The 13,277-nt window shown below is 41.0% G+C and carries 6 protein-coding genes; all 6 read right to left on the bottom strand.

From position 1 onward, the window contains the following. Positions 1 to 233: 233 nt before the first annotated feature. Complete coding sequence (locus H6G05_RS18735) at positions 234 to 1,991, bottom strand: putative bifunctional diguanylate cyclase/phosphodiesterase (RefSeq protein ID WP_190580279.1); 1,758 nt, start codon at positions 1,989 to 1,991, stop codon at positions 234 to 236. A gap of 74 nt (positions 1,992 to 2,065) precedes the next feature. Then, positions 2,066 to 5,494, bottom strand: coding sequence for a PAS domain S-box protein (locus H6G05_RS18730; RefSeq protein ID WP_190580277.1), 3,429 nt, complete (start codon positions 5,492 to 5,494; stop codon positions 2,066 to 2,068). 334 nt (positions 5,495 to 5,828) lie between these two features. After that, positions 5,829 to 7,115 carry a hybrid sensor histidine kinase/response regulator gene (locus H6G05_RS18725; protein WP_190580274.1) on the bottom strand — a complete coding sequence of 429 codons (1,287 nt, stop codon included), beginning with the start codon at positions 7,113 to 7,115 and terminating at the stop codon, positions 5,829 to 5,831. 228 nt (positions 7,116 to 7,343) lie between these two features. Beyond that, positions 7,344 to 9,248: an ATP-binding protein gene (locus tag H6G05_RS18720; RefSeq protein ID WP_190580272.1), complete on the bottom strand. Its 1,905-nt coding sequence runs from the start codon at positions 9,246 to 9,248 to the stop codon at positions 7,344 to 7,346. Positions 9,249 to 9,265: 17 nt separating this feature from the next. Then, positions 9,266 to 10,813 (bottom strand): ABC transporter substrate-binding protein, encoded by a 1,548-nt coding sequence (locus tag H6G05_RS18715; RefSeq protein ID WP_190580270.1) that lies wholly within the window; start codon positions 10,811 to 10,813, stop codon positions 9,266 to 9,268. 254 nt (positions 10,814 to 11,067) lie between these two features. Next, positions 11,068 to 13,275: an ATP-binding protein gene (locus H6G05_RS18710; RefSeq protein WP_190580268.1), complete on the bottom strand. Its 2,208-nt coding sequence runs from the start codon at positions 13,273 to 13,275 to the stop codon at positions 11,068 to 11,070. Between the last annotated feature and the right edge of the window lie 2 nt (positions 13,276 to 13,277).

The raw sequence follows: 13,277 nt of genomic DNA, 5'->3' as shown, positions 1-13,277 counted from the left end.
TCAGATTAAGCTTACTGATCGACAAAATCTAATTTTGCAGTTTCTCGGGGCCTCTTCTCGTAAATATTATTTTTTGTCTTAAATAACCTGCTGAATGTAGGTTTATAGCTGTCGCCATTCTTGTTAGGACATAAAACCCAAATAGTGTGAGGCGGCGCGAAGCGCCGCCTCACACTATTTGGGTTTTGATTTGTTCTGATACAGATGGCGACAGCTATAAAAGCACAAAATAGCTACGCCATTTTGTGCTTTGGTGTAAAACTCTGAGCAGCGATTAGATTGGTCGCAGCAGTTGCATCAACTGGTGGAGAAAACAGAAAACCCTGTCCATAGTCACAGGAAAGCGATCGCAAAACGTTAGTATGTGCTTCTTTGTCTATCCCCTCAGCAACTACCTTCAACTTCAACTGATTAGATAAGTTAATAATCATCGAAGTAATTTCTAAGCTATTTGAATTTGTGTCAATATCTTTAATAAACGAGCGATCAATCTTTAGGGCTGTGATGGGTAAGGATTGGAGATAAGAAAGAGAAGAATAACCTGTACCAAAATCATCAATTGAAAGTCCAATAGAGCGTTTCCGCAGTTGTGCTAAAACATTGATCGCAGTTTTGACATTTTCCATTAAAACACTTTCAGTAATCTCTAAATTCAAGCTTTCCCCATTCAAGCCTGCGGAGAGGAGACTGCGATCAATATCTTCCAATAGCTGTGAATTAGTTAGTTGTAAACTCGATAAATTAACGCTAATACTTTCAGGGCAAATGTCAGGAAATTGATGTTTCCATCGCCCCATTTGAGCGCAAGCTTCTGACAAAAGACAACGACCTAATGGAACAATTAAGCCTGTTTCTTCTGCCAATGGAATAAACTCTAGGGGTGAAATCCATCTCTTATTTGGGGTTAGCCAGCGAGCCAAAGCTTCAAAGCCTTTGATCTTTCCTGTTTGTAATGAAAAAATAGGTTGATAGTATACTAAGATTTGCTTGGCTTCTATCGCTTCTTGCAAATTGACTTCAAGGTTTACTCGATGGATAGCCTTCTGTTGCATACTATCATTAAAGAAAATCGTCCCCTCCCTATCATTTCTTGCATAGTCGAAGGCTGTATCGGCAGCTCTCAAAAAATCCTCTGGTTGGCTACCTTCTAAATCGCTAGTGACCACTCCTATGTGAGTCTTTGATGATATGCAAATCTCCTCAAGCTGAACAGGAAGGTTGAAGAGTTGATGAAGCTGTTCAATGTAGTTCTCAATAGCAGATAAATTCTCAACATCCTCTAGCAGTATCGCAAATTCATTGTTTTCCAATCTGGCAACAACCTTAGATGGAATGTCCCAGTTTTCCAATCGATGAGCAATTTCAACTAAGAGGCGATCGCTAAGAGTATGACCAAAACCAGACTTAATGATAGGATAGCGTTCTACATCCAGTTTTAATATGGCGAAGGAAATTCCTTTTGAACGTTTTAGTTCAATGCTTTTAGCAATTTTTTGGAGCAGTCCATAGCGATTGCTTAAGTCTGTCAGTTGATCGTAGAAAACTAAGCTATGGAGTCGATCCAGAGTTGACTGTAACTTTTGTTTTTGCGCTCTCAGATCGTGAACAAATGCTAGAGTTTTGTTAATTGTAATTTCCAAATCTTCAAAGTCAATGGGCTTCATCAAAAAGTCAAAGGCTCCCCGATTCATCGCGATGCGAATATTTTTCATATCGCCAAATGCAGAAATAACTACAGCTTTCAGGGGGCTTTCAAACTCTGCTAAGCTCGTTAATAAGGTTAATCCATCCATCTTTGGCATCTGGATATCGGTCAAGATCATGTCAATTGAATTGGATTCCCGTAGAATCTCTAATGCTTCCACCCCATTTTGAGCAAATTTAAAACTTAGCTCTCCATTCCGAATTCTTTTTCTAAATATCTGCTTAAACAGGCGTTGAATTTCAAACTCATCATCAACGACTAATACTAAATTTGTCCCTTCTTTCATAGTTGAATCTTGGCGTAGGTATCCTTAAATACCAGTTTATAAATTATTTTGATTTGGAATTAGGTGCTTATTTTTTAAGTATATCTGTAAGGTATGGTAACAATTATTTCAGTAAATTGACTAGCAATTGGATTAATCGTTAAAGTACCTTTATGTTGCTTAACGATTATATCGTGAGTAAGAAAAAGTCCTAGCCCAGTGCCCTCTCCTGGAGGTTTAGTTGTAAAGAAAGGGTCTAAGAGCTTGTTTTGGATCTCAGGGGCAATTCCACAGCCATTGTCACGAATCCTAATCTCGACGCGATCGCCGAGACTGCGAGTCGAAAGGCTGAGTATGGGACGATATTTTTCTGTGTCTTTAGAGAGATCTAGAAGATCCTTTTGGTGACGCATGGCATCATAAGCGTTATCAATGAGATTAATGAAAGCTCTGCTCATAGATCCCGTGACTAGATCAACTAATTCCAAGTCGGCGGTATAGTCGGTCTGAAACGTGATGTTAAAATTACTATTTTGTATTTTTTTACTGTGATACGCCAACTTTAAGGATTGGTCGAGTAAATCATTAATTTGAGTTGGTCGCGGGCTTGCTTTTGCCTCATCAGTACGAGCATGTTGCATCATGTTGAAGATAATATTTTCGGCTCTTTGGCTATGGGTACGAATCGTCATGGCATTTTCTTGGAGATCGGCGATTAATGTCTTGACCAGATCTGAAGTTTCAAAATCTAAAGAAGGACGCAAAGGTTCAATTGCTTCTAACAATTCTTGACTGAGTTCAATTGACCCTAGTGCGTAGTTTATGACAAAGTTAAGGGGATTACGCAGTTCGTGCGCTATACCCGCCGTGAGCGTGCCGAGAGAGGCAAGTTTTTCTTGGGCGATGATTCGCTCTTGGGCGTTTACAAGTGCAGCAGTTCGTTCTTCGACTCGAAGTTCGAGACTTTTATTGAGTTGAGATAGTTCTTGGAGAAGCCGATCGCGTTCTAGTTCCGTGGCTTTGCGATCGCTAATATCTTCAGAAATACAGATCAAATAGTCAGGATTACCATACTCGTCAAATATTGGTACTTTAACCGTATGTAGAATCCTACGACCTAGAGTCAAACTGTCAATTGGTTCTTCAGGAATATCTTCAATTTTACCGATCGCAAATGATGAACGATCTTTCTCATTAAAGAAATCAGATTGCTCTTTTGGGAAAAAATCATAGACTGATTTGCCAAGTGCTTGCTCTTTACTACAGCCGAATATGAGTTCGCAGGTATTATTCCACAGCAAAAATTCACCAAATCTTTCTTTTCTGCCATTTTTAACGAATAGAGCTACTGGTAAATTTTCAATAATTGCTTCTAAAAAGTTACGTGCTTTTGTCAGTTCCTGTGTTCGTTCCCGTACACGTTGCTCTAGCTCTGTATTCAATATTTGTAAATCTTCAAACACCTGCATTCTCTCTAGTTCGGCAGAAGCCCGTGCTCCAAAGATACGAAGTAATAGTTCGGCTCGTTTTGGATTAGCTAAAGGCTCGTGATTTAATACGCAAATCACCCCAATCTTCTTACCTGCTGAATTTTGTAGGGCCATTCCCATATAATTATCAGCATCCATTTTTACTAAATCCTCGTCAAGAGGAAATAGCTGTTTTAATCTGGAAGAGCAGGTGTAGATTCCATTTTGAAAAGCAGAGCCGCATGGAGTATATGCAATTGGATAGGTAAGATTAGGCTGAATCTGTTTGTCAGCATACCACGCTACAGTTTCTAGATTTTCTCCACACACCTTGGTAATGAAGACATGGGAAACATCAAGGGCGATCGCAATATGCTTAACTAATTCTGGGAAAAATTCTTGCCCAGTAACCGCCGCCGTACCTTCCAATAAACTTTGGAGTGCTAATTCTGATTGTTTGCGATCGCTAATATCTCTAACTAACAGTAAAACTTCATCATCTGTATAAGGAACAATTCTCACTTCTTCAGTTTGGTTTTTACCATCTACTAATACCTCTTGCTCATAAATTTGAATATCCCCAGTTTCCAGAGACTCATTGATCATCTTCATTCTTTGTTCTACTACGTTAGGAGATAGATTCTTATCTAGATGTTTCCCAACAAAGTCTTCTGCTTCCCCAAAGACTTTAAAGCTATCTGTACTATGGAATTCAAGATAAGTTCCATCTTTATGGATTCGCATGATTAGATCGGGCAAAGCTCGAATTAAGGCGGCTTTATGGGATTCACTTTCTCGTAAAGCTATTTCAGCAAATTTGCGATCGCTGATATCACGACCCACGATCAAAACTTCCTCCTCGCCACAAGCTACCACCCGACATTCTTCAATTTGTAAGAGTCCCCCCACTAAAATCTCTTGCTCGTATATTTGTATTTTCTTTGTTGTTAAAGCATTATGAATTGCATTCATACGTCTTGAGGCTAATTCAGGAGGGAGAGTATCATTTATATGAGTACCGACAAAGCCTCCAGCTTTTCCAATTACTTTGAAAGTACTAGTCGAGTAGAAATCAAGATATATCCCTTCTCGACTAACCCGCATCACTAGATCGGGCAAAGCTTCGATCAAGGCTCGTTGTTTTTGTTCGCTTAGCCTTATTAATTCTTCATTCTTCTTGCGATCGCTAATATCAGAGACTGAGCCAACAAATCCGACGACATCACCATTAAGATTGCGTTCAGGAACGGCTTGTACAAAGCCCCATTTGATTGAACCATCAGGATTGAGATATCGATGTTCGATGCAATATTCGACATTATGTCCCAGATTTGACTGTTCGACAAAGTTTGTCCAAGCTTCATGCATCCAGACGCGATCGTCGGGATGTAAGTTTTTACCCAAGCCATCACCTAAATTTTCTTCGCTATTAAGTCCAGTGATTTGGAGGGTTTTGGCATTGGCATATGTGCAATTTCCTTTAGCATCGTTGCTAAAAATCCCTACGGGACTAATTTCAGAAATTATACGATAGCGTTCTTCGCTAATCTGTAGTTGTTGAGTGCGATCTTGTACCTGCTTTTCCAAACTGGTATTTAGATCTTCTAGCTCTAACTTGGCTTGTTCGAGATCTAAGTATTGTTGCTCGATTTTGCGAGCTTGCTGATAACTCCGTAATGCCTCAGATACCGTTAGTTGCAGATCTTGTTTATTCCATGGCTTTGACATAAACCGATATAGACTACCCCGATTGACTGCATTCCCAACTTCTTCGGCGCTCGCTTGCCCAGTGAGCATAACTTTGAGGATTTTAGGATAGCGATCGTTCAGTTCAATCAAGAACTGATCGCCTTTCATTCTAGGCATTATCTGATCCGCGATCACAAGTGGCATCTCTATCCCATTGCTTAGAAGATCTTCTACAACCTCTATAGCTTCTTCTGCACTTTCCGCAATTTCAATCATAAAATCAGGAAAATCTTGCATTAATTGATTTCTAAGGGTCAAGAGAACATTACGTTCATCATCAACACAAAGGATGGTTGGTTTGCTCATTGCTAATCTCCAAAATCAAAATTGACGAAAATCTAAGCCTGCTGTCTCCACAAAAACATATAGGACTTACGAAAAAGGACGAAATGTAGGGGCAATTCATGAATTGCCCCTACGAAAAAATGTGGGTTTTAAGGCTTTTTTGCGTAAGTCCTAACATAGTGATTCATTGACTTTGACTTTTTATAAAAATGTTTTTTCTTCGTTGCACAGCACTGTAATTAGATAGTAATACCAAAATACAAAATGGCGTAGCCATTTTGCGAATTAAAAATCCTTACTAGGTTTGTTTTTTAATTCACAAAAGTTTAGCCACACTTTTGTGAATTGGTATAACTCAAGACCTCAATGGTATGCTCACAGTAAAGCAACTGCCCTGACCAAGCTGACTGCTTAGATCAACATAACCATTATGTAGTTCGACGATTTGCTTTACTATTGCAAGCCCTATTCCTATGCCTTCATAATTACGGTTAAGCCCACTGTCAATCTGTAAAAATGGTTGAAATAGCCTGTTGTGATCGCTAGGGGCGATGCCCAGCCCAGTATCAGTAATTGCAAAATAAATCCAAGAGTTAACATTCAATACTTCCTGATTATCAGCTACCTGCTCTAACGAATCTGATGTCTTAGTAGCATTAGAAGAGGATACAAGCTTACTTGGTGCTCGGTCTATCTTTACATTCAAACTGACCTTGCCACCAGTGGGGGTGAATTTAATTGCATTATTAAGTAAGTTGATTAATACTTGCCTGATCTGAATCGGATCGGCTTCAAAGAATTTTATGTCTGTGGATATGTTTAGCGTGATTTGAATTTGCTTTTTGAGCGCCTGTTGATTTACATAGTCTAAACTGGAATTACATAAATCGGCGATCGCTACAGATTCGATATCAAGTTTCACTAAATCTGTTGTAAGTTTTGATAAATATAGAATGTCATTAATCAATTTCAGAAGATGGTTACCACTACTTTCAATGATGGAGATCGCCTCCTTTTGACGAGGGTTGATCTGACCATAAATTTCTTCAAGCAAACATTCTGACACGCCTAAAATCGAGTTAAATGGTGTCCGTAATTCATGACTCATCATGGCAAGAAACTCGTCTTTTAATTTAGAAATGCTCTTGAGTTCTACATAAGCTCTCTCAAGATTTGCATTTAACTCTATTAGTTCTAGATTAGTTTGCTCAAGGGCTAACTGATGTTTGACAAGTTGTTTCTCTTGCTCATATCTCCGCAAAGCTTCGGCTACTGTTAGCCTCAAATCTGTTTCGTTCCAAGGTTTAGATATAAAACGATAGAGTTTTCCTCGATTGACGACATTGCCAATATCTTCAACATTGGCTTGCCCTGTTAACATTACCTTGAGGATTTCAGGATGGCGATGATGGAGTTCGATCAAAAACTCATCTCCTTTCATCTTTGGCATAATCTGATCAGCAATTACTAGAGCCACGTCACCCCCATTAGATAATATTTCCTCAATAACTTCTAACGCTTCATCTCCACTTTCTGCGATTTCAATCTTGCAATCTGAGAAAAAATGCATTAACTGGTTTCTCAGCATCAGCAGAATATTACGTTCATCGTCAACACAAAGAATAGTCAGTTTATTCATCATATGTTTCTAAAGTCGGAGTTGATAAAATAGATAATTTTAAATGCAGTAGTTATTTAATTTAAGAAATCATTTAAGAATTACTCCTTAGAAACTATTTAAGAATTACTTCCTGCGGTCAAAAACTCTAAGAGATCCCCCTCAATCCCCCTTAAAAAGGGGGAGGAATTTGATTCTCCCCCCTTTTTAAGGGGGGCTGTGGGCGGATCTGTACAAGTCTTAAATGGCTTCTCAATCTTGAGTGGAACTAATTTCTAATCGCTGGTTTGTGCTTTCAGGTAAAGGAATAATAACCAAAAACGCGACCCCTCCGCAATGATTTCTGGCATGAATATTACCATCATGTTTCTGCACAATTTGGCGCACAATATCTAAGCCCAGTCCACTGCCTTCACCTCTGGGCTTGGTTGTAAAAAATGGCTCAAATAGTCGCGGCATTACTTCATCAGGAATAGCCGCACCTGAATTAGTAATTTCAACCACTATTTGCCCTGCTTGGGTTGCGATCGCTATTTCTAAAGTACCCGTTTTATCGATCGCATAAATAGCATTGTCGATTAAATTAACCCACACCTGTGTAAGTGCATCTGGGTCACAGAGAAGATCTGGTACTGGCTCATATTTACGAATTACCTCTATTCCTTGCTTCAGACGATTTTGATATAGGGTTAAGGCAATTTCGATGCCATCGCTAATTTGGATCAGGCTTTTCTCCCCAGCTTCACTGCTGCGATGGCTGTAGGTTTTGAGTGCAAAAACTATCTTTGCGGCGCGATCGACTTCCTGTTGAATGCTAATGGCATTCTGGCTTTGTTGTACCAGCCTATAAGCTACCTGTAAAATTTCATCGCAATCAGGCGCTTCCAGAAGGGGCTGATAGGCTTCTAGAGATGTTTCTATCCGCAGGAGGGTAAGTTGAATGGCGATCTCTTGGGACTCAACCAGCCCCAAAGCATCCAGTTCTGTTTGCAATCTTCGTCGCAGTTGTCGTTCTTCTTTGGTTGAGAGAGACTGCTGTTGCTGAAGTGAAGTATTTACCAAAGCGATAAAAGCAGCTTGTTGTATAGGATTTAGGCGTTGCATTAATATTGGCAACTGTGGCAGTAAAATGTTCAAAGTAGCGATAATATTGCCTGTGGCACTGCGAATTACTCCCAAAGGCGTGTTGACTTCATGGGCTACGCTCGCAGTAAGCTGTCCTAATGCAGCCATTTTTTCCGATTGAATCAGTTCAGCTTGGGTAGCTTGAAGATTCACTAAAGTCTGGGAGAGTTCCTGGGTGCGTTCTTCCACTTTCTGCTCTAAGGTTTGGGAATATTCTTCCAGTTTGAGAAATGAGCTTTCCAGTTGTTGCGCCATATCATTAAAAGACTTGGCTAACTCTCCCAATTCATCATCACTTTCAGTTGATAAAGATTGATGCCATTCTCCATTGGCAATCTTCTTAGCAGCTTCATTTAAGCGCAGAGTCCGCTTGACAATGAGCCATTGCGCTAACCAACGCACGATGATGATCGTTGAGGCTAAAATGATCAGGAAAATTCCTAAGGCGATCGCTCTGCCAAGGTTTTTAGCTTGAACGATCGAACTGGCATCTAATTCGATCGCTAAAATTCCCTCTAAGCGACCAAATTGATCTTTGATGGGTGCATACCCATACAACACAGGTTTATCATCTCCATTCTTTAACAAATCATTCTCAACTTTGGGTTGAGATAGGGTTGCACCTTCCTTTAAGAGGATTGGCGTTAATTCTTTGAGACTTTCTCCCACTGATACTGATTGTTTAGAGTCGGGATCGTAATGTAACACAATGTTGAATTTCCCCTTACCTTGCGGACGTAGAGTATAAATGCGTTCGACCCCTTTAGTAGTAGCTTGAACTGTTTGGATTCGTTTGAGATTAATTGTATAGTAGGGCTTATCCGTATCCTTGGAGCTTAAGGTGAGTGAATGATAGTCGCTGTCAATTAGCGGTACTGTTAAACTCAGCAAATCTAATAGGCGATCGTGCATTGCTTGCTGATGGGCTGTCCGAAATTGCCAGTAAAGAGTGGTAGTGAGTGCCCCAGCCATCAGGGCAATTAAGCCTGAGTAAGCCACAACAACTTTAGTACTGAGATTCCAACGAAACATCACTATTCTCCCTGTGATTATTCAGCTCCTAAGCTGGATCGGTAAGCTTTTAGTTGAGACGCTCGACCGACGCGATCTGTTGTTTTCTCCCATTCTTGCTCAATTTGTTGCATTGTTTCCTGACGAGTTATTTTCCCTGCAAGAAATTTCGTTAGAGCCTTATCCAAAATTTCTCGCTGGTAAAGAGCGTTTTCAGGAACGCGCAGATCTAGTACCATGTTCGGATTTTTCAAACTCACTGAAATCCCACCCAAGTATTTACTAACAGCCGCCTCTTGCATACCCGCCTTCAACCAATTTTCGCGGTTCGTAAACTGCGAAATGCGGTATGGATTAAAGCCTGTAATGCCAATCGTGACATCAACATTTGCTTGTGCAGGTTGACTAATGTAGGAAATCAGCGCATAGCCAGCTTCTTTAACGGCGGGTTTGACAGCAGCATTAATCCCTCCAACCCATCCCCCGACCGCCCCATAGGGAGCATGGTTGACTCCATCAATTGCATAGGGACAAAGAAATTTGTCACAAGCTGCTAATTTGCCCGTTTTGCGATCGAGAACTTGTTGGCTACCTGGCAATACTAATGCACCGAATTTATCAGGGATTTTCGAGATGGCTGGATCGATCGCCAACGTCCCCGTATCCCCCCAATCTAGGGTCAGCGCACAGCGTCCATCCATAAACAGCTTTCTTGCACCATCGAGATTCAAAGTTAATTCGTCTAGTGGTGCGTATTGAGTCGTTTCTTTATAAATATCAAGCGCTTTAGCAAAAGCCTCGTTATTCACTAATGGCTTCATGGTTTCACGGTCAAAAAATCCGCCCTGTTGCGTTCCTTGAGTTTGGAGAAACGAACTAGCGACTGACCAAAAAAGTTGATGGTTGACATGCTTTGGCTGTTTAGCCATGCAGGAACCATAGTCTGGTTGCCCATCAGCATTGAGGTCTTTCCCATGAAATTTTTTGGCAACAGCTACATAATCATCCCAAGTTCTTGGGGGGGTTACTCCTGCTTTTTCTAATAAATCCGTGCGATAGTAAACCATGTGAAAGTCTCCATCCACTGGAACAGCATAAATTTGTCCCTGATAAGTAGCGGTAAAATCTCGAAAAAAGGGTGCTATATCATCCCATTGCAGTTGGCGATCGGCTTTTACTAGAGGTGTTAAATTTTCTAGGTATCCTGGTACGACAAAGTCAGCCATCCATTGAGGTGAGAAAACTACGACATCGTACTGATTAGTTTTGTTAGCAAACTCTCGCTGCATGGACGGAAAGACATCTTTGAGCGGCAGCTTTACCATATTGACTTTAGCACCCGTCAATTTTTCAAATTCCCTTGCTCGGCGCTCGACTCCTACGCCAATTGGTTTATCAAAGGTAGCAACTGTGATCGTAATTCCGTCAAATCTTTGCTGTTTTGCTAGAGTTTCTATTTGATTTTCAGTTTGAGTTGTTTTAGAAGTTGGATTATTGGAATTACAACCAACTCCATTGAACAGTAAAAAGCTAGTCACAAGCGAGGTAAAGATTCTACGATAATTAGCATTGATGCTACCAAACATTTTTATAAGCCTATATGATGAGTTGATTCCAGAAGTGTTGCAAGATAGCTTCAAGTTCTCAAAAAGGTATGCGAAGGTTAAATTCTCACCTAAAAACAGGGCTTACTCGCTACGGAAGTGAAAATTAATTATATATCAATGCAAGAGATAGCTAGGACAAATCAAAAACCAAAAGATGAGTGGCGGCGCGAAGCGCCGCCACTCATCTTTTGGTTTTTATGTCCTAAGCAAGGCTTACATTGAAAGACAGAGATTCAGGTGTCAAGGAAGAAGTCAAAAGGTAAACTTATATTGAATTTAGTCTTTCCTATTTGGCTACTTGCTTGAATATCACCGCCATGTTTCTGCACAATTTGGCGCACTATGTCTAAGCCCAGTCCACTGCCTTCACCTCTCGGTTTAGTTGTAAAAAATGGCTCAAATAATCGCGGCATTATTTCATCAGGAATAGCCGCACCTGAATTAGTAATTTCAACCACTATTTGCCCTGCTTGTGAGGCGATCGCAATTTCTAGAGTCCCCTCTTTCCCGATCGCATAAATAGCATTGTCAATTAAATTAACCCAAACCTGTGTAAGCGCATCTGGGTCACAGAGAAGAGATGGGACTGGCTGATATTTACGAATCACCTCTATTCCTTGCTTCAATCGGCTTTGGTAGAGCGTTAAGGCGATTTCGATGCCATCACTAATTTGGATCAGACTTTTCTCCCCAGCTTCACTGCTGCGATGGCTGTACGTTTTGAGCGCAAAAACAATCTTTGCGGCGCGATCGACTTCCTGTTGAATGCTAATGGCATTCTGGCTTTGTTGTACCAGCCTATAAGCTACCTGTAAAATTTCATCGCAATCAGGCGCTTCCAGAAGGGGCTGATAGGCTTCTAGAGATGTTTCTATCCGTAGAAGGGCGAATTGGTCGGCGATCTCTTGGGCATTAGCAGTTCCCAAAGCATCCAGTTCTGTTTGCAATCGTCGTCGCAGTTGTCGTTCTTCTTTGGTTGAGAGAGACTGCTGTTGCTGAAGTGAAGTATTTACCAAAGCGATAAAAGCATCCTGTTGTTTAGGATTCAGGCGCTGCATTAATAAAGGCAATTGTGGCAGTAAAACATTCAAAGTAGCGATAATATTGCCTGTGGCACTACGAATCACTCCTAGAGGTGTGTTGACTTCATGAGCCACGCTAGCCGTAAGCTGTCCTAATGCTGCCATTTTTTCCGATTGAATCAATTCAGCTTGGGTAGTTTGCAGATGAGCTAAGGTCTGAGAGAGTTCCTGAGTGCGTTCTTCCACTTTCTGCTCTAGGGTTTGGGAATATTCTCCCAATTTGTGGAATGAGCTTTCTAGTTGTTTTGCCATTTTGTTAAAGGTTTGGGCAAGGACTCCCACCTCATCCTCAGTCATGATTGGTGCGGTTTGGTTTAGCTCTCCCTCAGCCAAACGTGCGGCAGTAGCATTAATCGCCAAAATCGGGCGGGTGATTTGGCGGGAAAACAGATAAATGGCGATGAGAAGTATGCCAGAAGATAAAAAGCCCAAGATCAGAATATTAATGGCTAAGCGATCGGCTGGCGCAAAGGCTTTATCTTGGTTGATTTCGGCGATTAATGCTAAGTTTTGGGAAGGCAACCACCAATAAACGCCGACTACAGGAATTCCTGCATAGTTGTTATACAAGCCAAATCCACTCTGTTGCTTGATCGCTTGATCGATACCATCGCTATTCACCGCTTTTGTTCGTGACGGATCTTTAGGTTCCACTTGATTGCCAGCCACAAAAATGGTTTTAGTCCCAGCTTTGCCAATTAGATAGGTTTCGCCCGTCTCCCCCAACCCCGTATTATCGCGAATCAATGCGTCAATGTAATCTAGATTAAAATCGGCAGTCACAGCTCCCATTTTGACATTATTTTCATCAAAAAGTGATGTGGTGACAGTTATGGAAACTTTGTTGGTGCGTGGGGAAATATAAAAATTAGGGACAACTGTATCAATGCGATCGCTTGTAAAGTAGGTGGCAGGATCGCCCAAGGGTAAATAGGTTCCTTCAAGTTTAGAATCAGTGGAAGAGAAGATCACAAAACCACTATTTCGAGTAACACGAATGCTGCCTAAGTTTGGCTTCACAATACCAATGCGCCCAATATTTTTTTTGAGATTAGCGTAAGCTTTCTGATAAGCAGGTTGACTGGGATCGGCAGCCAACATTTGACCTAGTAACTCTTGAATTTCTACATCTTGGCTGACTACCAGAATGTCTCGCAACTGATTTTCTACCCACTTTTGGAGTTGCAAGGATTTTAGTTGTGTTGCTAAAGTGAGGCGGTTGACGACTTCCGTTGATAGAGAACTGCGGGCGTGAAAATAAGAGCCAATAGCCACTACGCTTACGGTAATAACTGATAAGCCTGAGAAATAGCTAACCATTTGTCTGAGTAAACTGCGCTGCAACCATCGTTTCATCATAT

This window comes from Phormidium tenue FACHB-1050 (assembly GCF_014696925.1).
In the GTDB taxonomy this organism is placed as follows: Bacteria; Cyanobacteriota; Cyanobacteriia; order Pseudanabaenales; family Pseudanabaenaceae; genus Pseudanabaena.
Note: the sequence above shows the minus strand (reverse complement) of the source record. Positions and strands in the feature narration are given on the sequence as shown.

Coding starts and splice junctions, on each gene's coding strand:
- H6G05_RS18725 (WP_190580274.1), bottom strand. CDS start 7,115: ATGATGAATAAACTGACTATTCTTTGTGTTGACGATGAACGTAATATT.
- H6G05_RS18735 (WP_190580279.1), bottom strand. CDS start 1,991: ATGAAAGAAGGGACAAATTTAGTATTAGTCGTTGATGATGAGTTTGAA.
- H6G05_RS18720 (WP_190580272.1), bottom strand. CDS start 9,248: ATGTTTCGTTGGAATCTCAGTACTAAAGTTGTTGTGGCTTACTCAGGC.
- H6G05_RS18710 (WP_190580268.1), bottom strand. CDS start 13,275: ATGATGAAACGATGGTTGCAGCGCAGTTTACTCAGACAAATGGTTAGC.
- H6G05_RS18730 (WP_190580277.1), bottom strand. CDS start 5,494: ATGAGCAAACCAACCATCCTTTGTGTTGATGATGAACGTAATGTTCTC.
- H6G05_RS18715 (WP_190580270.1), bottom strand. CDS start 10,813: ATGTTTGGTAGCATCAATGCTAATTATCGTAGAATCTTTACCTCGCTT.